The sequence below is a fragment of the Agrobacterium sp. CCNWLW32 genome (assembly GCF_037083425.1).
Taxonomy (GTDB): Bacteria; Pseudomonadota; Alphaproteobacteria; order Rhizobiales; family Rhizobiaceae; genus Agrobacterium; species Agrobacterium radiobacter.
Genome location: NZ_JBAOJM010000011.1, coordinates 142,143 through 163,685 on the forward strand (window position 1 = coordinate 142,143; position 21,543 = coordinate 163,685).

At 59.7% G+C, this 21,543-nt stretch carries 15 protein-coding genes; 7 read left to right on the forward strand and 8 right to left on the reverse strand.

Annotated elements, in window-relative coordinates; genetic code table 11:
- Nucleotides 1-87: 87 nt before the first annotated feature.
- The 4 genes from V6R85_RS20415 to V6R85_RS20430 form a co-directional block, all read right to left on the reverse strand.
- A complete protein-coding gene (locus V6R85_RS20415) occupies nt 88-1,326 on the reverse strand; it encodes a vWA domain-containing protein (protein ID WP_003506025.1) in 1,239 nt (412 codons plus the stop codon).
- A 169-nt stretch (nt 1,327-1,495) separates the two neighbouring features.
- Nucleotides 1,496-2,374 carry a transglutaminase family protein gene (locus V6R85_RS20420; protein WP_060723102.1) on the reverse strand — a complete coding sequence of 293 codons (879 nt, stop codon included), beginning with the start codon at nt 2,372-2,374 and terminating at the stop codon, nt 1,496-1,498.
- A gap of 4 nt (nt 2,375-2,378) precedes the next feature.
- On the reverse strand, nt 2,379-4,784 hold the full coding sequence (locus V6R85_RS20425; protein WP_080864706.1) for a circularly permuted type 2 ATP-grasp protein: 2,406 nt from the start codon (nt 4,782-4,784) through the stop codon (nt 2,379-2,381).
- Between the two features lies 1 nt (nt 4,785).
- Entirely contained in the window at nt 4,786-8,112 is a 3,327-nt protein-coding gene (locus tag V6R85_RS20430; protein ID WP_112356574.1) for a transglutaminase family protein, read from the reverse strand.
- Nucleotides 8,113-8,405: 293 nt separating this feature from the next.
- On the opposite strand from V6R85_RS20430, the gene V6R85_RS20435 reads away from it, so the two are divergent.
- Nucleotides 8,406-10,214, forward strand: coding sequence for an ABC transporter ATP-binding protein/permease (locus tag V6R85_RS20435; protein ID WP_099086267.1), 1,809 nt, complete (start codon nt 8,406-8,408; stop codon nt 10,212-10,214).
- Between the two features lie 31 nt (nt 10,215-10,245).
- On the opposite strand, the gene V6R85_RS20440 is transcribed toward V6R85_RS20435, so the two are convergent.
- Complete coding sequence (locus tag V6R85_RS20440) at nt 10,246-10,440, reverse strand: hypothetical protein (protein WP_035212966.1); 195 nt, start codon at nt 10,438-10,440, stop codon at nt 10,246-10,248.
- A gap of 173 nt (nt 10,441-10,613) precedes the next feature.
- Here V6R85_RS20440 and V6R85_RS20445 point away from each other — a divergent pair, with 173 nt between their 5' ends.
- The 4 genes from V6R85_RS20445 (at nt 10,614) to V6R85_RS20460 (ending at nt 15,402) form a co-directional block, all read left to right on the forward strand.
- Nucleotides 10,614-11,003, forward strand: a complete 390-nt coding sequence (locus V6R85_RS20445; RefSeq protein ID WP_003506036.1) for an acyl-CoA thioesterase — start codon at nt 10,614-10,616, stop codon at nt 11,001-11,003.
- Nucleotides 11,004-11,172: 169 nt separating this feature from the next.
- Complete coding sequence (locus V6R85_RS20450; RefSeq protein ID WP_336377179.1) at nt 11,173-13,416, forward strand: polysaccharide deacetylase family protein; 2,244 nt, start codon at nt 11,173-11,175, stop codon at nt 13,414-13,416.
- 233 nt (nt 13,417-13,649) lie between these two features.
- Complete coding sequence (locus tag V6R85_RS20455) at nt 13,650-14,690, forward strand: four-carbon acid sugar kinase family protein (protein ID WP_060723114.1); 1,041 nt, start codon at nt 13,650-13,652, stop codon at nt 14,688-14,690.
- Between the two features lie 4 nt (nt 14,691-14,694).
- Nucleotides 14,695-15,402 carry a FadR/GntR family transcriptional regulator gene (locus V6R85_RS20460; RefSeq protein WP_003506041.1) on the forward strand — a complete coding sequence of 236 codons (708 nt, stop codon included), beginning with the start codon at nt 14,695-14,697 and terminating at the stop codon, nt 15,400-15,402.
- A 40-nt stretch (nt 15,403-15,442) separates the two neighbouring features.
- Here the strand turns inward: V6R85_RS20460 and V6R85_RS20465 are convergent, their stop codons facing one another.
- The 3 genes from V6R85_RS20465 to V6R85_RS20475 are packed head-to-tail and all read right to left on the reverse strand — an operon-like array spanning nt 15,443 to nt 18,716.
- Complete coding sequence (locus V6R85_RS20465; RefSeq protein WP_060723106.1) at nt 15,443-16,570, reverse strand: iron-containing alcohol dehydrogenase; 1,128 nt, start codon at nt 16,568-16,570, stop codon at nt 15,443-15,445.
- Nucleotides 16,567-17,523 (reverse strand): 4-hydroxythreonine-4-phosphate dehydrogenase PdxA, encoded by a 957-nt coding sequence (gene pdxA / locus V6R85_RS20470; protein WP_336377180.1) that lies wholly within the window; start codon nt 17,521-17,523, stop codon nt 16,567-16,569. The genes V6R85_RS20465 and pdxA overlap by 4 nt, the downstream gene beginning before the upstream one ends.
- A complete protein-coding gene (locus V6R85_RS20475; RefSeq protein ID WP_336377181.1) occupies nt 17,520-18,716 on the reverse strand; it encodes a sialidase family protein in 1,197 nt (398 codons plus the stop codon). Before V6R85_RS20475 ends, pdxA begins: the two co-directional genes overlap by 4 nt.
- 321 nt (nt 18,717-19,037) lie before the next feature.
- On the opposite strand from V6R85_RS20475, the gene V6R85_RS20480 reads away from it, so the two are divergent.
- Both V6R85_RS20480 and V6R85_RS20485 read left to right on the forward strand, forming a co-directional pair.
- Nucleotides 19,038-20,546, forward strand: coding sequence for an ABC transporter substrate-binding protein (locus tag V6R85_RS20480; protein ID WP_112294036.1), 1,509 nt, complete (start codon nt 19,038-19,040; stop codon nt 20,544-20,546).
- A gap of 76 nt (nt 20,547-20,622) precedes the next feature.
- On the forward strand, nt 20,623-21,537 hold the full coding sequence (locus V6R85_RS20485) for an ABC transporter permease (RefSeq protein ID WP_020009124.1): 915 nt from the start codon (nt 20,623-20,625) through the stop codon (nt 21,535-21,537).
- Nucleotides 21,538-21,543: the final 6 nt, after the last annotated feature.

The following is a 21,543-nucleotide window of genomic DNA, read 5'->3' on the forward strand; positions in this document are numbered from 1 at the left end:
CACCTGCCGTGCGTGTCTTGCCAGCCATGCAGTCTGGCAACATCAGCCCCGAAGCAATATCGCCCCGGGGATTTCCTTGTGCGCTTGTCAGTTGGTCAGCGTGGCCATGCTGCCGGCTGCCTTGCGGGCGATTTCACCAAATGCGGTGACGATCTGCTCCATGTTTTCAGGGGCGTAATAATTGTCGATGCTGGATGCGCAATATTGCAGCAGCGACTTACCCTTGTCCGGCGCCATGAAAGCGACGCTGAAAATCTTGATCCCATCTTTCTTGGCAGTCTCGCAGGTGGTGCGTACCGACTGGTCGATGCTCGAATTCCACGCGGCGCTGTTTCCCGTCATTTCACCGTCGGTCATGAGAACGATATAGCGCTCGAAGGATTCACTCCCCTTCGTTTTATGTGCTTTCGCTTCATCCGGGTTGGCTTTTTTAAGGGCGTTATATGCGGCGTTCAGGCTGCTGCGGGCGTCGGTGCCGCCGGACGGAAATTCCGGGATTTGTTTGTCGACATAGCTGGCAACGCTGCTGGTGCCCCAGCTGATGGTCTGCGCGGCATAGGTCTCATGTGTATAGACCGACGCACCCGTGCGAACGAGCTCGGAACCGCCGTTGGCGGTATAGGTCGGATCGGCCTTGTTCAACGTCGCGACCAGAAACCCGACGGCGGTTTTGAGCGACGTGGCCTTGTTGACATAGCAGGGCGATGTCTTGCCCAGATTGGGATATTTATTCCAGTTGTCAGCCGTATAGTTCTGGCATGACGTTTTTTTCGTATCGATGGTATCCGTCTTGAATGACATCGAACCGGAACGGTCAAGTGCCAGATACATGGAGATCGGTGCGCCCTTGTTGACGGTGCTCTTTGCGGTACCGGTTACCGAAAGATCGAGTGTTTTGGCGCCAATGAACCCCAGCAGTGGGTTGAGCTGTACCCGGTGGTTGATCGTCGTCTCGACGGTGTAGGTCTTGCCGCGGGCATTTTCCGTCGTCGTGATAGCGGTTGGAGAGTTCTGCTCCAGTTCCTTTTTCTCTTCCACGGTCAGGTTCTTTTCCATCTGGGCCGCAATGAAGTTCTTGGCGATTGCCCTGATCTGCTCGTCCGTCAGGTCGCCCATTTTCAAACGGGCCTCGGTCGCCGCCGCAAGGGCTGCAGAATCCGCGGTATTCTGCAGATCGGCTTTCACCTGCATCACATTCGCCAACTCCATGCCGGCGCCGGCAAAACCCAGCAGGACCGGCAGCAGAATGGCCGTCATCATGCCGAAATTGCCGCTCTTATCGGCAAGGAAACGGCGCTTCAATTTGTGAGGTGCGGAGGCGGTCATAGTGGTGCTCACCGATTAGAATATTCGATTGAGCGCAGGAAACCCGCAAACGATGTAGAATCCGCTAACGTGATCGGTTCAATTTTACGCAGCGTTCAATTTGGTGCAGTTTTCAAAGTATTTTCAAGAATTGTTTCGCGCGATGGCCGCAATAATACACGTCGTATCATTACTGGACGGGGATGACGTCGACGGCCTGTTTTATCTGCTGGTTGCCATAGCTCTTCAAGACGCCGATGACCGGGGCGACATCGGAATAATCCCGGCCATAACCGACGACGATGTGGTCGCTTCCCGCGACGATATCATTGGTGGGATCGAGCTCCAGATAACCGGCTGCCTCGCCGCACCAGATGCGAACCCAGGCATGCATGGCATCGGCGCCTTCCAGCCGTTCCTTGCCCGGTGGGGGAATGGTACGCAGGAAGCCGCTGACATATCCGGCGGGAATGCCGAGGCTGCGCAGCGCCATGATCATGATATGCGAAAAATCCTGACACACGCCGCGCTTCAGCTTGAAGGCTTCCGATGGCGTCGTATCCACCGTCGTCGCCTCGCCATCATAGGTGAAATCCCTGTGGATGCGTTTGCACAGAGAGCGCGCGATTTCGCGAATGGTCATTCCGGGTTTCAGCAACTCCCGGGCATAGGCGGATATCGCCGCGTCCATTCCAATCCTCGGGCTTGCGCCAATGAAATGGTGCGGCGACTGGGAATCGAGCGACCAGACATCGGCAAGCTCCTGCGGCAGGCGGTAAAGCTCCGGAGAGAAATCCGCCGTCAGCGCCGGTGCCTCCACCATCACGCGGGCCTGCATGCGGATGTCGAGTTTTTCATGCGGCGCGCGCAGATGCACCGAGGTCGCCGATTGATGAAAGAAATCATCGAAGGCGACACGTTCTTCCGGCGTCGGCGAAACATCGATGGAACCGGCGACAAGCCGCTGCCGGCCGGGAATGGAGAGCGGCAGAACGCGGATGATGTGGCGCGCGCCGTGGGCCGGTGTGTCGTAGGTGTAACCCATATGCAGGGAAAGGTCGTAGAGCATAGGATTATCCGAGATAGGTTCGGGCAAGAACATCGGAGAGATGTTCCATATCGGTTTCGAGCTGACGATAGATCGCGCCGTTCATGTTTTCAGGCGTCATGACCGCCAGCCCGGAATGCAGGCGCATCGCCTCGCGGTAGAAGGGCGACATCTGGCCATTGACGAAGGCGTTCGGAAGCTGCTCCACCTCGGTGCGGATCTCGTTCAGCTGGAACAGGATCGAACGGGGATTGAGCGGGTCGAGCGCCAGAAGATCGGTCACGGTCAGGCCGGCCGTGCTGACATTGTAGCGGCGGCGATGGGTCATGACGCTGTCACCGATTTCGAGCAGCATGTCATAGGAACCGTCAGGCGCATCCGGGCCGGTCATATGGCCGAGAAGACGTGTCATATGCAGGCCACGTTCGAGATAACGGCCGATCGACAGGAAACGCCAGCCGGTAAAGCGATACATGTTTTCGTGCACGAGACCGGCAAAGCCCGCAAGTTTGCGCAAGAGGATCGTCATGGCATGGGTGGCATCATCGCCGGGGGCCACTTTCGCGTGGAAGCGGCGGGCAGTCTTGGCAAGATCGTTCAGCGCCAGCCATCCGTCAGGCGAAAAGCGGTCGCGGATATTGCTGGCGGAATAAAGCGCGCTGTTGATGTTGTTCAACAGGCTTTCCGGCACGGCGTCGTTCATCTCCACGTCCAGCGCTTCGAGATAATGCGTCACATGGGCGAGCAGCGGCTGGCGTGGATCAGCGGATTCGGCATAACGTCCATGCCAGGCGCGCAGGATGCGCAAGGCGCCTTCCGAACGCTCGATATAGCGGCCAAGCCAGAAGAGATTGTCGGCCGCACGGCTCGGCAGGCTTCCGGGCATGTTGCGGGTGAAGCTCTCCTCTGCGGGCAAAAGGGTGGTGCGTTCCACCGGCTTGTCGCTGACGATCCAGACATCCGCCGCACTCCCGCCAGATTGCATGGCGATTGCGGAAACGTCGTCGCCGCTTCCAATCCGTGCGAAGCCACCCGGCATGATCTGCCAGCCATCCTGGGTGCGGGCGGCAAAAACGCGTAGGCTCATTGGGCGCGGCACGAGCTTGTTGTCGATATAGGCCGGGGTGGTTGAAAGCTTCACCACTTCCTGACCCACCAGCCTGTGGCCGTCGGAGGCAAGCCAGTCGCTGATCGATTCCTTTGCCGTTTCCCGCAGCGAAGAGCCGAGCACGGATTGGCCGTTATCGTCAAAGAAAGGCATCCGCGAATAGGCCGGGCCGATGACCATACCTTCGATATTGCCGGCAACATGGCGGCGCTCGGCCTCCTGCCCGCACCACCAGGTGGCGATGGAGGGCAGCTTCAGTTCCTCGCCCAGAATGTGGCGGCAGATGCGCGGCATGAAGGCGAGCAGCGCCCGCGTTTCGAGAATGCCGCTGCCAAGTGCGTTGACGATGGTCAGCGCTTCATTGCGCAGCGCCTGCACCATGCCCGGCGTGCCGATATGGGATTGCTGGTTGAGTTCCAGCGGATCGGAATAGGAAGCGTCCAGACGCCGCCAGAGAACGCCGACGGGTTTGAGCCCCGCCACGGTTCTGACCATGACGCGGCCGTTGACGACGGTGAGGTCCTCGCCCTCCAGCAGCATGAAGCCGAGATAACGGGCGATATAGGCGTGTTCGAAATAGGTCTCGTTGGCGGGGCCGGGCGTCAGCACCGCGATGCGGTCGTCAGGGTGTTTCCGGTGCGCCTGCAGCGTATCGCGGAAAGCGCCGAAAAACGACGCCAGACGGTGCACATGGGTTTCCGCGTAGATGTCGGACAGTGCGCGGGTGGTCGCCACCCGGTTTTCAAGCGCGAAACCCGCACCGGAAGGCGCCTGCGTCCGGTCGGCCAGCACCCACCAGTTTCCATCGGGGCCGCGGCCGATTTCAAACGAGCAGAAATGCAGATAATGGCCGCTTGCCGGTTTTACGCCGACCATGGGCCGCAGATATTCCGGATTGGAAGCGATCAGTGCCGGCGGCACGTAACCTTCCTTCACCAACCGGTTTTCGCCGTAGAAATCGGCGACCATGGCTTCCAGAAGATCGGCGCGTTGTTTCAGCCCTTCGGAAAGGACGGCCCATTCCCTGTCGTCGATCAGCACGGGAATATGGGAGATCGGCCAGTTTCTTTCGCTGCTGCCCTTGCCGTAATCGCGGTAGAACACGCCGGCATCGCGCAGATAACGGTCTGTGCGGGCAAAACGCTCGTGCAGTTCCCGTTCAGACATGCGCGACAGGGCATCGAGCAGGTTTTTCCAGACCGGCCTCACCTTGCCGTTGGTATCGAGCATTTCGTCAGCGACGCCCGGCAAGGGGGAATATTCAAGCCCGCGCGGTTGCGCGCTCGTTTCCGTTTTGCGTTCCGTTGCCGGGGCTTTGGACAATTTACACTCCGTAAGGCCGACGCAGATCGAGCGTCAGCGGAAATTCTGGCGACACGGTTTCCGCCTGTAGCGGATATTGCCCTGCCGTATGCCCCCATGGTTCGAAACGGGCGAGGCGGCGTGCCTCGGCCTCATTGCCGTTGACGGGAAAGGTCTCGTAATTGCGCCCGCCCGGATGAGCAACATGGTAGATGCATCCGCCGATCGATCGCCTCGACCATGTATCATAAATGTCAAAGGTCAAGGGTGAATTGACGGGCAGAACGGGATGCAGGCCGGAGGCGGGCTGCCATGCCTTGAAGCGGACGCCGGCCACCGCAACGCTGCGGTTTTCCGTCGGCGTCAGCGGAACGGCGCGGCCGTTGCACGCCACGGTGTAGCGGGCGGGATTGGAGGTCTCCAGCCGCACCTGCAGGCGCTCGACGGAGCTGTCGACAAAACGCACGGTGCCGCCAATGGCGCCCTGTTCGCCCATCACATGCCAGGGTTCCAGCGCCTGGCGCAGTTCCAGCTTCGCGCCCTCATATTCCACCTCGCCGAAGAAGGGGAAACGGAACTCCTGCTGGGCGGTGAACCATTCCGGTTTCACGTCGAAGCCGTTTTCCCTGAGATCGGCGAGCACATCCAGAAAATCCGCCCAGATATGATGCGGCAGCATGAAACGATCGGCGAGCGCTGTGCCCCAGCGCACGAATTTGCCGGCGACCGGGTTTTTCCAGAAGCGGGCAATGAGGGCACGCACCAGCAATTGCTGGGCAAGCGACATGCGTGCGTTCGGCGGCATTTCAAAGCCGCGGAATTCCACAAGGCCGAGGCGGCCGGTCGGCCCGTCAGGCGAAAACAGCTTGTCGATGCAGATTTCGGCGCGGTGAGTATTGCCCGTCACGTCTGTCAGCAGGTTGCGGAACAGGCGGTCGACCAGCCACGGCAGCGGCGGCACGCCCTCGCCGGGTGCGGGCACCTGCGCAATCGCGATTTCCAGCTCGTAGAGACTGTCATGGCGCGCCTCGTCGATGCGCGGCGCCTGGCTTGTAGGGCCGATGAACAGGCCGGAAAAGAGGTAGGAGAGCGACGGATGTCGCTGCCAGTGCAGGACGAGACTCTTCAGAAGGTCAGGACGGCGCAGGAAGGGGCTGTCATTGGGGTTCGCCCCACCCACGACCACATGGTTGCCACCGCCGGTGCCGGTGTGGCGGCCGTCGATCATGAACTTGTCGGCGCCGAGACGCGACTGACGCGCTTCTTCATAAACGGCGGTGGTGATATCGACACAGTCCTTCCAGCCCGCGGCGGGGTGGATGTTGACTTCGATGACACCGGGATCGGGCGCGACGCGGATGACATTGATACGCTCGTCATGGGGCGGCGCATAACCTTCGATATGGACGGGTAATCCAAGATTGGCTGCTGCCGCTTCCGCAGCGGCGATCAGTTCCAGATAATCCTCGATGCGCTCGACCGGTGGCATGAAGACGCAGAGCCGGCCATCGCGCGGCTCGACGGAGAGTGCGGTGCGCACCGCGCCGCCGATTTCGCCGAGCGTCTGCTCGATGCGCTCCTGCCCCGCCCCTTCACTCGCCTGGAAGGAAGCCTCAGGCATGGCGCGGCCAGATGGCGTCAGGACATCGGGAAGCGGACCTCTCGGGATCGAAGGGTCGGCCTCATGAATATAGGGATAGGCGGATGGCGGCACATGAGGCAGGGTGCCGAGCGGCAGGCGGTAACCCACCGGGCTATCACCGGGAACGAGGAATATTTTACCGCGTCGCGTTTTCCATTTTTCGCTGATCCAGCGCTTGCCGGCGGCGCGTGCATTCCACGCCTGAACGGGAAGAATATAGCCGGTCGGTGTCGTCAGTCCACGCTCGAAGACGCGGGCAATGCGATTTCGCTCTTCCGGGTCTTTCAGTTTGGAATTGGACGGGTCGACATTGTCGGGAAGGCTGCCTTCCTTGATGATCCATTCGGCCGGATCCTCATAGGCCGGCAGCACCAGCTCCGGCTCGATGCCGAGGTGGTTGGCTATGCCGTCCAGCAATTTCTGCGCATCCTCCGCCCTGACGCCTGTATTGGCGCCCTCTTCGGCGATCAGCGCCGGGTTCTGCCAGATCGGCAGGCCGTCCTTTCGCCAATAGAGCGAGAAGGTCCAGCGGGGCAGGCTTTCGCCCGGATACCATTTTCCCTGTCCGTAATGCAAAAAGCCGCCCGGTGCGAAACGCTCACGCAGGCGGCGGATCAGGGCGTCGGCCTTTTCACGCTTCGTCGGCCCGACCGCGCCGGTGTTCCACTCGTCGGATTCGAAATCGTCGATGGAAACAAAGGTCGGCTCGCCGCCCATCGTCAGCCGGACATCATGGCTATTCAGAACCTCGTCGACCTCCTGGCCGAGCGCATTGAGTTCCTCCCAGCTTTCATCCGAAAAAGGTTTGGTGATGCGCGGCGTTTCGGCAACCCGGCGGACCTGCATGTCGAAGGCGAATTCCGTGTTGGCATGGCCGTAATAGCCGCCGGAAATCGGTGCGGCATTGCGATAATGTGGCGTTGCCGCCAGCGGAATATGGCTTTCGCCGGTCAGAAGACCTGAGGTGGGGTCGAGGCCGATCCAGCCTGCGCCGGGCATATAGACTTCCGCCCAGGCGTGAAGATCGGTGAAATCCACCTCGGTGCCGGATGGGCCGTCCAGCGCCTTGAGGTCTGGCGTCAGCTGGATGAGGTATCCCGACACGAAGCGGGCGGCGAGGCCAAGGTGCCTCAGAACCTGCACGAGCAGCCAGCTGGTATCGCGGCACGACCCCTTGCCGGAGGCAAGCGTTTCCTCAGGCGTCTGCACGCCTGGTTCCATGCGGATGACGTAGCCGATCTCCTGTTGCAGGCGGGCATTGAGGCCAACGACCATGTCCACAGTCGGTTGCCCCGGTGTGCGGTCGACGGTGGCCATGAAGGCGGCGAGCAGCGGGCCGGTCGGTTCCGGCTTCATGTAGATGGAGAGATCGTCACGCAATTCCTGCGGATAATCGAAGGGCCACTTTGTCGCTTCTTCCTCCACGAAGAAATCAAACGGATTGTAAACCGTCATATCGGCGACAAGATCGACCTCGATCTTAAACTCCGTGGCCGGTTCGGGAAAAACGAAACGGGCGAGGTAATTGCCGTAGGGGTCCTGCTGAAGGTTCACGAAGTGATTGGAGGGTGAAACCTTGAGCGAATGGCTGATGACGCGGGTTCTGGAGTGCGAGGCGGGCTTTAGTCTTATGATCTGTGGTCCAAGGCGAACCGGGTTGTCGTATTTATAATGCGTCAGATGATAAATGCTCGCTTTGATCGCCATTAATCTGCCTTGCCCGGTTTTTCCGGTTTATGCGGTTTGTCCGCCCCTCTGAAATTATTCGGATTTTGTGCAATGCAGGAAAAGAAAGCAAGGATCATTTCCGGGGGCAATCGCATTGTTGGTTGAGACCACGATGTTTGCCCGAACGAAGAATTGCCCGGGCTTTTCAATCACCGTCGCGGAGATTTCGCCGGGATTGTGGACAAGGTTAAACAGCATGTTATTGCTTGGCATCGCAAGGCGCAGAATCGCGACCCGCTTTCTTTGCCGACTGACGTTTCGGAATGGAATGAATGGCAACAACCGTGACCGACGATCAGCGCAAGAGCGCGGCTAATCTTTCGGGTTTCGATCTCGATTTTCCCGCCCAGCTGCGGATGATGGGGCGCGCCTTCTGGACATCGCCGGTGCGCACCCGGCTGATATTGCTGTCGATCGCGCTGCTCACGGTGATATTGCTCACCGCCTATGGGCAGATCAGGCTCAATGAATGGAATGCGCCGTTTTACAATGCCCTGGAACGGCGCGATCTTGATGCATTCATTCATCAGCTCGAGGTCTTCGCCATCATCGCGGGACTGCTGCTGCTGCTCAACGTCATCCAGACCTGGCTGAACCAGATGACGGCGCTGAACATGCGCGAAGGTCTTGCCAAGGATATGGTGGATCAATGGCTGAAACCGGGTCGCGCCGCCCGTCTTGCAGGTTTCGGCACGATCGCCATCAACCCCGACCAGCGCCTGCATGACGATGTCCGCAACCTTGCGGAAAGCAGTACGGCGCTTTCTATCGGTCTCGTGAACGCGACGATCCTGCTCGTCAGCTTTATCGGCGTCCTCTGGTCGCTCTCGGCCGGTTTTACCATCACCATCAGCGGCGATACCTATGCTATCCCCGGCTATATGGTCTGGGCGGCGATCTTTTATGCCGGTTCCGCCTCGCTTCTCAGCAATCTCGTCGGTTATCGGCTGGTCGGGCTGAATGCCGAACGTTATTCCAAAGAAGCGGAACTGCGTTTTTCATTGATGCGGGCGAGCGAAAATCTTGCCGCCATTGCCCTTGCGCGCGGTGAGAAGAACGAAAGGCGTCGGATCGGTATCGATATTGACGCGGTGCTCGGCGTCATCCGGGGCCTTGCCATGGCGCTGACGCATCTCACATGGGTCTCGGCAGGGTATGGCTGGCTGGCGGTGGTGGCGCCGATCCTGATCGCGGCGCCGGTTTATTTTTCCGGCAACCTCACCTTCGGTGGGCTGATGATGGCCGTCGGCGCCTTCAACCAGGTCAATACGGCGCTGCGCTGGTATATCGACAATTTCGGCCCTATCGCCAGCTGGAAGGCGACATTGCAGCGCGTTTCCGTCTTCCGGAATGCCCTTATCCAGATGGACAGCGTTGAACAGCACGGCCTGACGATTGATCTGCAACGCAGCGCGGAGAATGAGAGGGTTCGTTTGCAGTCGGTCACGATCTGCCGTGATGCGGGCGGACAGGATATGGAGCGTGGGTTCAGGTTGCGCGAGGCCGAGATCGAGGTCGGGCCGGGCGGACGGCTGATGATAAACGGCGAGCAGGGCGTGAACAGGCGGCTGCTGTTTGCGGCCATGGCGGGGCTCTGGCCCTGGGGGCAGGGCAGGATCGAGATGCCCGAACAATCCGACACGCTTTTCATCGCCCAGCACGGCTATCTACCGTCGGGTTCACTGCGCGAAATCCTCGCCTATCCGCGCGCGCCGCAGCGGTTTACGGATGCGGATTATCTCGCGGTGCTCACCGCATGCGGGCTTGGAGAAATGGCCTCGCGTCTCGATGAAAATATCCGTTGGGACAAGAAACTCGATTCGGATGAGCAGGCCAGCATCCGTGTTGCCAATGCCCTGCTTTTGAAGCCGAAATTCCTCGTGATCGACGATTTGCTGGAAGGGCTGGAAAAACAGACGCAGGATACGCTGGCGGAGGTTTTGAACGGGATCGACGGCGCGGCGATCATCTATATCGGCCGGTCGGAAACATTCCTGTCGATCCTCACGCCTCAAGTGGCCCATCTCGACCACACCTTTCCGAAGGAAAATACTTCCAGGCCCGATAGTGCTCCGCAGTAAATCGTCGGGCCCTGAGCCTGATGGGAGCGGATCAGAGCCGCAAATGCCAGCTGTCTGAAGCGAGCCGTTGCTGTTTGACGAGGCTTATCGCGGATTCCGGCTCCACCTGCGAGCGCAGGGCAAGTGTGCCTGTCGCCAGGCTGATGGCGACGACGCTTGCGACCGCCAGGACAATACGGTCGTAGCGCTGCTGTATTGTGTTGTTTCCACTCCAGTCATAGGCCATTCGCACGCCCTCGCGTTTTTTGGAATCGTGCCCCATCATGGTTAACCGAAGCTTACGACGGCCCTGTGATTCCTTGCTGTTTTGGAAGGGCTGCCGCGAAAAATCGGCTATTGGCGGATAGGGCGCGGTTGTTTAAGTCCGGCAGCGGGAGGTTTGTGAAAGGATTTTGAGACATGGACCAGCAACCGCCCGCCGACATGGAACTCACGCTCAGAACGCTTGCAATGCCCGCCGACGCCAACCCGGCCGGTGATATTTTCGGCGGCTGGGTCATGTCGCAGATGGACCTTGCCGCTTTCGTTCGCGCCAATGATGTGGCCGGCGGCCGCACCGTCACCGTGGCAGTCAATGAGATCGTCTTCAAGAAGCCGGTCAAGATCGGCGATACATTGTGCGTCTATACCAGGATCGAAAAGATCGGCCGCACCTCCGTCACGCTCAAGATCGAAGCCTGGACCCGCAGGCATTATCAGGATTCACGCGAAAAGGTGACGGAGGCCGTCTTCATCATGGTCGCGGTGGATGACAATGGTGAGCCGCGCCCCGTCCGCAAAGAGGCTTGAAGGTCGCCGTCTTTTCAAAGCAACGACAAAGCGCCTGCCAAAGGAATAAAGAGCACAGGCGCTTTGGCCTTCCGCGCCATTCGATATCTCTCCGCTCAATACTTTCGAAATATCGAATTTATTTATCAATTTTTGCGATCAAGATATGGAATAGGACGGGGATCAGGCTTTGACCATTCCAGGTGTTGTTATTGTCGGCGGCGCTCACGGCACGCTAGCCCTTGCGCGCAGCCTCGGCGTCCTGAATGTGCCCGTCTATTATCTCACCCACGATTCCCCCTTGCCGGGCTGGTCGCGCTTCGTGCGGGAAACAATTCGCTGGGCTGGCCCGCATGATGCCGGGGCGATCGTGTTCCTGCGTCAAATGGCCGAGAAGCACGGTTTGAAGGGCTGTCTGCTGGTGCCGTCCGGCGATGGCGAGGTCCAGCTCATTTCGCAGCACCGTGAGGAGCTTTCCGCTCTTTATAAAATCGTTCTGCCGGATTGGGCGGCTCTGCAATGGCTGTGTGAAAAACCGCTGCTTTACAAGCGCGCGGCGGAGCTTGGCGTCAACATTCCCCGGACCTATGCATTGACATCGGACGCCGACATCGATGCGCTGGATGTGATGTTTCCCGTCATTCTCAAGCCCAACATGGGGGGCGGTGATACCACGATTGCCCGGGCGAAGGTGATCCGGGCGGATGATCGCCAGGCGCTGAAGACCGCTTTCGCCGATGCGAGTGGAGAGATCGGCGCTGGCAATGTCGTTGTGCAGGAACGCATTCCCGGCTGCGGAGAAAGCCAGTTTTCCTACGCGGCACTGTGGCTCAATGGAGAGCCGGTGGCCGAATTCACGGCCCGGCGCGCCCGGCAATACCCCGTCGATTTCGGTTATACCAGCACTCGTGTCGAGGTTGTCGATAACGGGCAAGCGATCGATGCGGCCCGAAAAATGCTGAAATCCGCGGGCCATAGCGGGCTTGTCGAGGTCGAGTTCAAGCTCGACGGCCGGGATGGCGAGTTGAAACTTCTCGATGTCAATCCGCGCCCATGGTCGTGGTTCGGCCTCTGTTCGGCCGCAGGCGTCGATCTTGGTGCTTTGCTGTGGCGGGTCGCGAATGACGAACAGACTGGCCAGCCCGTCAGCGCGCGGCAGGGCGTTTCCTGGTCTTATCTTGTCCGCGATACCGTTGCGGCTTTCACTCTGGCCCGGAGGGGTGAGACGAGGATTGGAGACTATTTCGCCTCTTTGGGCAAAATCCGCAGCTGGGCCTCTTTTGCGCTGAACGATCCCTTGCCGGGCCTGATCGATCTGCCATTGACGGTCTGGCGGGTCATAAAAAAACGCATCCTTCCCGGTCTGGCGTCAGGGCAATCGAAAACGGGATTTTTACCGCCGCTCAAACGCCTCGCAAAATATGGGGCCATAAGGGCGGGGCTGGAAGTGAGTTCTTTCCCGCCTGTCCGGTCGGCGTTTCCGTCCTTTGCCGGGCGTGGTGTGATTTTTACACTTCACCATGTGCGCCCGGGCAGGGCTGTTTCGGCCTTTGTACCGAACGTTCAATTGTCTGTTACGCCGCAATTTCTGGAAGAGGCGATACAGGCTGCGCTCGAATGCGGCCTCGTTCCGGTCCATCTGCACGATCTGCCGGCTCTGCTAGCCGATAACCACGAAGGTCGGTCGTTCTGCGCCTTCACGCTTGATGATGGCTATCGCAACAATGCCGATCATGCAGCGCCGATCTTCCGCAAATATGCCGTGCCTTACACTATTTTCATCACGCCGGGCTTTGTCGAGCGAACACGCAGCCTTTGGTGGGAAACCGCCGCTGCCCTGACGCAGAAGGCCGCGTCTTTCGAATTCGATTTCGGGGCGGGGCCGGAGCAGGTGGCATGCGCCAACCCTTCGCAGAAAGCGGAGGCATTCACGCGGCTTGAAGATTTCGTCCAGAACTTTTCGGAAGACGAGGCGGTGGAAAGAATCGACCGTGCCGCGAGGCAACATGGCGTCGATCCCATCGCGATCGTGGACGAACTCGTCATGGATACGGATGAGCTCAGGACGCTGTCGGAAGATCCTCTGGTTCATTTTGGTGCCCATACCATGACGCATGTGAATATGCGCAAGGTCGATGCGGCGCGCCTGGCTTATGAGATCGCAGAATCGGCACGTCGGGTGGAAGCCTATGTCGGCCATCGGCCACGGTCCTTTTCCTATCCCTATGGCTGGGTAAGGGCGGTGGGAGAACGCGAAGCGAAAGCTGTTCACGACGCGGGATTTTCCGCGGCCGTGACCACGCAGGCCGGCGTTATTGGTCCCCACAGCCTCGAAAAGCCGACGCAGCTGCCGCGGGTATCGCTGAACGGGCGCTTTCAAAAAAAACGTTTTGTCAAAGCGCTCATCTCGGGCCTGCCCTTCCGGTTCATCTAGCAACCTCGGCGGTTTGTCATCTTTGCCCCGTCCAGCCATGTGTGGCTGCGGTCCGCATTTGACATCCCCTGCCACTATTTCCGAATTCTGCCGTCGCTCTGCGGGTCTCTTCGCAGCCGTTTGGTCAATTCGAAATAGCGTGTTACAATTTTTGTTATTCACATCCCATTATCTATTGATTATAAATCAATTTATCGACGTAAAACATTACAACTTTTATGAAGGCTTCGTTCGTGCTGCTGATTTTTGCCGATGATCTGACCGGAGCGCTCGACGCCGCCGCCCCCTTTGCCGGGCGCGGGCTGGCGACCGAGGTTGCGATCGGGCTTGACGGTGTGCGTGCAGCGCTCGCGGATGCGCCTGCCGTCCTCAGCGTCAATCTCGGCTGTCGCGATGGCGAGGCAGATGAAGCCCGCCGCCGCACGCAGGAACTGTTGGCGCTGGTTCCGGCCGGTACAATTTTGTTCAAGAAGATCGATTCCCGCCTGAAGGGGCATATTGCAGCGGAAATGGATGCGATTTCCTATCGCCACGCGCTTGTCGCGCCCGCCATTCCGGACTTTGACCGTGTCGTTGTTGACGGAGCCGTTTCCGGCTTTGGCGTCGAAATTGCCATTCCTGTTCATGACAGACTGGGCGGACACGCCGGCCGCTGCACGGTACCCGATACGCGATCGAAGGGCGATATCAGGGAAGCTCTCGCCGCCGCGCAGGCGGAGGGGGCAGATCTTCTGGTCGGCGCGCGTGGGCTTGCCGAGGCGCTGGCTGAGGCGATGACGGGCCAGACTGTCCCTGAGGCGGCGGCCGTTCCAGCCGGCAAGGGGCTTTTTGTCATCGGGTCCCGCGATCCGATCACGGTGGAGCAGATTGACGTACTTGGGAGTGTTGGGCCTGTCTCGATCGTTGAGGCGCCGAATGGTATCGTGCCCAGTCATGCAGATGGGGGTGCCGGCCTGACGCTGGTTCAAGCAACGCAGGGTGCGGAAAATCTGTCGCCGCTTGCGGTTTCAGACCGGCTGGCGGAAGGCGTCGTGCCGCATTTTACCGCCAGGGCGGCAAGACTGCTGTTATCGGGTGGAGCCACGGCCGAAGCCGTGCTGCGGGCCATGGGCATTTCGCGCTTGCGTCTTGCCGGCGAATGCCTGCCGGGTCTCGGCGTCGGCTGGTCCGGAGACCAATGCATCATTGCGAAGTCCGGCGGTTTTGGGCAAGCTGACACGCTGAAACGGATCGCGAAAATGATGCTTGGCGACAATGACGCTGGAGAGAGCTGACCAGATGGGGCTGATGAAAGAAACGGCGCGCAAGGCACTTCCGGACATTATTTTCGAGAGAATGCACCGGGCGATCAAATCCGGCGCCTACAAGCCGGATGAGCGGCTGCCGACCGAACACGAACTCGCCATGGAATTCGAAGTATCGCGGCCGGTGGTGCGTGAAGCACTCCGGCGGCTGCGCGAGCAGGGTTTCATCTATTCCCGCAGAGGCTCCGGCAGCTATGTCAGGGCCTTTGGTCTGCGTGAACCGCTCGGCTTCGGGCAGCTCGAAAACGTTGCTGATCTTCTCAACTGTTACGAATTCAGGCTGACGCTGGAGCCGGCGGCGGCCGCAGCAGCGGCATTGCGGCACGATGGCGAAAGGCTTGCGGCGATCAGGAAGGCGCTCGAACTGATGCGGGACGCGACCAATCGCCAGTCTCACCGCGAGGATGCCGATTATCAGTTCCACCTTGCCATCGCGCGGGCGGCGCGAAACAGTTATTTCTCCACCGCGATGGAAGCGCTGAAAGACCATATTGCAGTGGGAATGAAGTTCCACGGCATGTCGGTGAAGCGGGAGGCATCCGGTCTGACGCGTGTTTTTGCCGAGCATGAGGCAATCGCTAAGGCGATCGCCGATGGGGATGCAGAGGCGGCACGCCAGCTTATGCTCCAGCACCTGACCGGATCGCGCGACCGCCTGTTTGAGTCTTCGCATACGGATTAAGCGGAAGGCCGATGCGCGTGTCCGCGTACCGGATTTTTGCTCAGAAGGCGTGGCGGTAAATCCCGAGCACGTCTTCGACGCTCATATCGACGGGGTTATTGTCCATCAGCCGGCGGATGGCGTGCGCATCCTCAGCGTAGCGGGGAAGATCGGCTTCAGTCGCGCCGTGCCGTGCGAGCGACATTTCGATGCCGAGCCCGGCACAGAAATCCGTCGCCGCCTTGCGCAGATCATCAGGCGAAAGGTGTTCGCGGAGCCCGAGCGCTCCCGCTACTTCTGCGGTTTTCGCCGAAACCGCAGGCTGGTTGAAGGCCAGAACATGCGGGAAGACGATGGCGTTCGCCAGCCCGTGCGGCAGGTTGAGAAGCGTGCCGAGCGGATAGGCAATGGCGTGACCGGCCGCCGTATTGACCGGGCCGAGACAGATGCCGCCATAATAGGAAGCGAGCATCATGCCTTCTCGCGCTTCGGTATCCGCGCCATCGCGGACGGCGCGCGCCAGATATTTGCCCACCAGCGCAAAGCCCATGCGGGCGAAACCGTCGATCATCGGATGGGCCTTGCGGTTGGTGAAGGCTTCAACGCAATGGGCCATGGCATCCACCCCCGTTGCCGCCGTAACGGCTGAAGGCACGGAATAGGTGAGTTCCGGATCGAGTACGGCGAAATCCGCAATCAGATAAGGGCTTTCGACCGCGATCTTGTTGCCTTTGACGGGATCTGTGATGAGCGAACGGATGCCAGCCTCCGAACCGGTGCCGGCGGTGGTGGCGATCTGCACCAACCGCGTGTCGCGCCCGACAACCCTGTTCGGCCCCGCCACATCCTCAAGCGTCTGACCGGAATTCCAGAGCGCCGCGACCAGTTTTGCCACATCCATCACCGAACCGCCGCCGAGGCCGATGACCAGATCCGGTTTGGCGGCGCGGGCCGCGGCAAGGGCGGCATCGAGCGTTGTGGTGTCCGGCTCGCCGGGAATGGCATCGAATATGGTGAAAGGACCTTGCAATTGCAGCCGGTCGGCAAATTTCGCCGTCAGCGGTGTGGCGATAATAAGGGTCGAGGTGGTTTTTCCCGCCCAGGCGCCGACCTGTGAAATGGTGCCTGCGCCAACGGCGAGCCGGCGTGGCTGGTGGATGAGAATGGGAGCTGTAGACATGGTACTCATCCCTTCGGTTCTTTGCCCGCCACGAGCTTGCGCGCATAGGCAATGGCCGCATTCATGTTGCCGTGATTGGCGATGCCTTTGCCGGCGATATCGAAAGCCGTGCCGTGATCGACGGAGGTGCGGTCTATCGGCAGATCGACGGAAACGTTGACGGCGGTATCGAAAGCAACAAGCTTGATCGGGATATGGCCCTGATCGTGATATTGGGCGACGACAAGATCGAAAGCGCCGGAATAAGCCCGGTGGAATACGGTGTCGGCGGAAATAGGCCCCTGCACCTCGATGCCTTCGGCGCGGGCGGCGGCGACCGCCGGTGCGATCTGGTCGTCATCCTCAGTGCCGAACAGCCCGTTTTCACCACAATGCGGATTGATGCCGGCAACCGCGATGCGCGGCCGCTCGTAACCGATGCGCTTCAGATGCGCGTTGCCGGCGCGGATGGTCGCCAGTACCCGCTCCGTCGTTGCCCGGCGAATGGCCTCCTGCAGGGAAACATGGGTCGAGACGTGAATGACTTTCAGCCGTTCCGAGGCGAGGAGCATATAGGCGGCCGAGGAACCGGTGAGGCTGCGCAACATGCCGGTGTGCCCATCATAATGGTGGCCGGCGAGATTCAAGGCTTCCTTGTTGATCGGCGCGGTGACGATGCAGCCGATTGCGCCCGCTTCGGCATCGCGAACCGCCTTTTCGATGAAACGGAAAGCGGCGTCTCCAGCCACCGGCGACAATGTACCCCAGGGCAGCGGCGCGCCTTCCACGGCCAAGTCGACGACATGCTGAGAGAGATCGATATCAACGCCAAGCGCATCCCGCGCCGCTTCCAGCGTGGCGAGATTTCCGTAAATCCGCGTCGCCGCGCGATCCGGCGCGGACATGTCCGCCAGCGACCGCACCGTGATTTCTGGGCCGACGCCGCAGGGGTCGCCCATGGTGATGCCAATGATATTGCTCATCTTTGTCTCCCGTCGTTCTCGTCAGCCCAGCCGGGCGCCAGCCGGACATATTTGATTGCGCGGCGATGATAGGTGTAGCTCGCATGCAGCGTACCGTCCGGCGCTTCCAGAAGCCATGGATAGGACATTTCCTGATTGCGGCCATCCGTCGAATCGTTCGACAGGCAGGTGCCCGGCCCGTCTTCGATCAGAATCCGGGTGGCAAAACTGCGCCCGTCATCATTGGAGAGGCAGATCGAAACCGGCGCGCGCGGCACGCCCCAGACCGGCACACAGCCACCGCTCGGATCGGCATCCGGCCTGTCGTCTTCCTCTCCCAGCTCGTCATAAAGCGAGGCGCGGCGATCGCTCGACTGCGCGGCGTTGATGGGGTTGCAGATCATTGCCAGCCTGCCATCGCCGAGCCTGATCACGGCAATGGAGGAATTATTGTTTGGCACATCGGTCGGCTGCGGCTTTGACCATGAGCGGCCGCCATCGGCGCTTTCCGTGCGGTAAACGAAATCGGCCTGACGACGGCGGAAGAAGGCGGCGTAGTGGCCATTCGTCACCGCGACCGGGCTCATATGCACGCAGCCGGTCGATTTCTGTAATTCCTGCAATTGCCAAGTCGCGCCATTGTCTGTGGATATGCCGAGCGCCGCCGTATCGTGGCTGCCGTTCCATTTCTGGCCGGGACGCTGGACGCAGCGGAAGATCGGCAGCAGCCAAGCGCCGTCATCGCGGATGCGCAGCGGCGCGCGGATGAAGCAGCCCTGCGGGAGATCGAGAAACCGTCCTTCCTCGGAGACGAGCTTTTCCGGTGCTGTCGGGTCGCGTGTGACCCGCGCCATGCGAATGCGGCACTCATCTTGGTTGCCGGAGGGCTGGGCTGTGTGAAACAGCCAGAGAACGCCATCCGGCGCGGTGAAGAGAACCGGGTTCTGTTCGGAATGGGCGGGGTCATGGCTCAGGCGCTGCGGCGGCCCCCAGCGGGTTGAACCATGTGTCAGCACGGATGCGAAGATCGAAATATCCGATTTTCCCTCCAATGTGCCGCCAAACCAGACGCAGATCAGGGTGCCGTCATCCAGAAGGTGCAGGAAGCTCGCATGGTTCTGGATCATGGGTGATGGCAGGAATGCTTCCTGCCGGTTTTCCGACGCGGCGTGCATGGCTCCGGTCATGGCGTGAGCAATGTCATCAGGGGTCATCGTGGTCTCCTCTTGTCCTGATGAAAATGGCATATTCAAAAAGTTGTCAAGTTTATTTGATGAAAAAAAAGGATCTAATATTTTTGATTTTCTGAATTAAATATTTGTTTTTAAATAATAAAATTAATAGATTTGGCTTGAATAAAAATTGCATTCGAAAAATAATTTGACAAAAAATGCGATAACGTCGATGCTCTGCTTACGGGTGGAGGAGACGATCATCCGCACGCCATGCTCCTCAATGCAGGAGATGGGGCTTTTAGAACGTCCCTTGCGGTGCGCCGCCATGTTGCTGAATTTCTGATCTGGGAGGAGAACGGAATGAAGAAGTCATTGATTGCGGGCGCCCTTGTCTTGGGTTCCCTCAGCGCCGCGGTTTCGCCGGCGCTTGCGGCATCGGGGCCGATCAAGATCGTGCTGGCGGAAGAAGCTGATCTGCTTGAGCCCTGCATGGCGACCCGCTCCAATATCGGCCGCATCATCATGGAAAATGTCAGCGAGACGCTGACCGAGCTCGATGTGCGCGGCAAGAAGGGTGTTCAGCCGCGCCTTGCCGAGAAGTGGGAGCAGAATGCCGATGGCAGCTGGCGTTTCCACCTGCGTGAAGGCGTGAAGTTTTCCGACGGCACGGCATTCGATGCCAAGGACGTCAAGCACAGCTTCGAACGCATCATGAGCGACAAGAACGCCTGCGAGTCCCGCCGATATTTCGGTGGCATGACCGTGACCCCGTCGATCGTCGACGACCACACGATCGACTTCAAGACCGAACCGGCACAGCCCATTCTGCCGTTGTTGATGTCGCTCGTCACCATCGTTCCCGAAGAAACCAAGATGGAGTTCATTCGCGAACCTGTGGGCACCGGGCCCTACAAGCTGACCAACTGGACGCCGGGCCAGCAGATTGTTCTCACCGCGCGCGACGATTATTGGGGCTCTAAGCCGCAGGTGACGGAAGCGACCTATCTTTTCCGCGCTGATCCTTCGGTTCGCGCCGCCATGGTGCAAACCGGCGAAGCCGATCTTTCGCCTTCCATTTCCCAGCTCGACGCCACCAATGCGAAGACCGACTTTTCCTATCTCGACAGCGAGACGGTCTATATGCGTCTCGATCACAATATAGCGCCGCTGAACGATGTGCGGGTGCGCCGCGCGCTCAACCTTGCCATCGACCGGCAGGCCTTCCTCGGTACACTGGTTCCGGAAGGTGCCGTGCTGGCCACCGCGCTCGTTCCGCCGACCACGCTTGGCTGGAACCCTGACGTCAAGGTCTTCCCCTATGACCCCGAGGGCGCAAAGAAGCTGCTGGAGGAAGCCAAGGCTGCCGGCGTTAAGGTGGATACGCCGATCACCATCATCGCGCGCACCGCGAATTTCCCCAACGTCACCGAGATCATGGAGGCGATCCAGCAGCAATTGCAGGAAGTCGGCTTCAAGATAGACCTGAAATTCGTGGAAGTGGCCGAGCACGAAAGCTATTATTCCAAGCCGTTCAAGGAAGGCCGCGGTCCGCAGATTGTCGCCGCCATGCACGACAATTCAAAGGGCGACCCGTCCTTCACCATGTTCTTCAAATATGCCACCAAGGGCACGCAGTCTGGCTTCTCGGACAAGAAGGTGGATGATCTGATCGAACGTGCATCCGCAGCCGTGGGTGACGAACGCGCCAAGCTCTGGTCGGAACTCATCGCTTATCTGCATGACGACGTGGTGGCTGATGTGCTGCTGTTCCACATGGTCGGCTTCTCCCGTGTCTCGGAACGGCTGGACTTCAAGCCCACCATTGCAACGAACTCGATGCTGCAGCTTTCGGAAATTGGCATCAAATAAGACCCCGCGTCTTGTCAACTGAGAAGCGGCGGCGCAGCGAAAGCTTCGCCGCCGCATTGAAAAACCGGAGGCAACCATGCTGAGCTTCATCCGAAAACGTTCCGTTGCAAGCCTGATCTCCCTGGTCGGCCTCATCGTTATGGTTTTCTTCCTGTCCCGCCTGACGGGGGACCCGGCCGCGCTGTTTCTGCCGGTGGAGGCTTCGGAGGAGTTGAAGCAGCAGTTTCGGGCGCTGCACGGGCTGAATGATCCGCTGATGGTGCAGTTTCTGCGTTATGCGGGCGATGTGATGACGGGGGATCTGGGCGAATCGCTCAGAAAAGCCCGCCCGGCACTGGATGTTGTGCTGGAGGCTTTCGTCTGGACGCTGTGGCTTGCGGTCATCACCATGTCGCTGGTCACAACCGCCGCAATCGTCGTGGGTTCGCTTGCGGCTTTCCGCTCCGGCGGCTTTTTCGACCGCATGGCCTCGAGCATCTCGCTCATCGGTGCATCCGTGCCGGATTTCTGGCTGGCGATCGTTGCCATCGTCGTCTTCTCCGTTAATCTTGCCTGGCTGCCCACGTCAGGCACGGGCTCCGTGCTGCACTGGATATTGCCGATCGCGGTCCTGTTCGTGCGCCCCTTCGGTATTATCGTGCAGGTGGTGCGCGGCTCGATGATCGGCGCTTTGTCCTCGGCCTATGTCAAAACGGCGCGCGCCAAGGGCGTGAAGTCGGGTCCGATCATTTTCATCCATGCCTTGCGAAACGCCATGCTGCCGGTCATCACCGTCATTGGCGACCAGGCGGCAAGCCTTCTCAACGGTGCGGTCATCGTCGAAACCATCTTCGGCTTTCCCGGTGTCGGCAAGCTGATGATCGATTCCATTCTTCAACGCGATTTCAACGTCGTTTTGGCCGCCATTCTCGTGACCGCGCTGGCGATCTTCCTGATGAATCTTCTGATCGATATCGCCTATGCGCTCCTCGATCCGCGTATCCGGCACTGAGGAGGC

Excerpts from the sequence above, each read along its gene's own strand:
- V6R85_RS20465 (WP_060723106.1), bottom strand. The coding sequence starts at position 16,570 with ATGAGTACCATGTCTACAGCTCCCATTCTCATCCACCAGCCACGCCGG.
- V6R85_RS20420 (WP_060723102.1), bottom strand. The coding sequence starts at position 2,374 with ATGCTCTACGACCTTTCCCTGCATATGGGTTACACCTACGACACACCG.
- pdxA (WP_336377180.1), bottom strand. The coding sequence starts at position 17,523 with ATGAGCAATATCATTGGCATCACCATGGGCGACCCCTGCGGCGTCGGC.
- V6R85_RS20415 (WP_003506025.1), bottom strand. The coding sequence starts at position 1,326 with ATGACCGCCTCCGCACCTCACAAATTGAAGCGCCGTTTCCTTGCCGAT.
- V6R85_RS20435 (WP_099086267.1), top strand. The coding sequence starts at position 8,406 with ATGGCAACAACCGTGACCGACGATCAGCGCAAGAGCGCGGCTAATCTT.
- V6R85_RS20430 (WP_112356574.1), bottom strand. The coding sequence starts at position 8,112 with ATGGCGATCAAAGCGAGCATTTATCATCTGACGCATTATAAATACGAC.
- V6R85_RS20460 (WP_003506041.1), top strand. The coding sequence starts at position 14,695 with ATGGGGCTGATGAAAGAAACGGCGCGCAAGGCACTTCCGGACATTATT.
- V6R85_RS20480 (WP_112294036.1), top strand. The coding sequence starts at position 19,038 with ATGAAGAAGTCATTGATTGCGGGCGCCCTTGTCTTGGGTTCCCTCAGC.
- V6R85_RS20440 (WP_035212966.1), bottom strand. The coding sequence starts at position 10,440 with ATGGCCTATGACTGGAGTGGAAACAACACAATACAGCAGCGCTACGAC.
- V6R85_RS20485 (WP_020009124.1), top strand. The coding sequence starts at position 20,623 with ATGCTGAGCTTCATCCGAAAACGTTCCGTTGCAAGCCTGATCTCCCTG.
- V6R85_RS20475 (WP_336377181.1), bottom strand. The coding sequence starts at position 18,716 with ATGACCCCTGATGACATTGCTCACGCCATGACCGGAGCCATGCACGCC.
- V6R85_RS20445 (WP_003506036.1), top strand. The coding sequence starts at position 10,614 with ATGGACCAGCAACCGCCCGCCGACATGGAACTCACGCTCAGAACGCTT.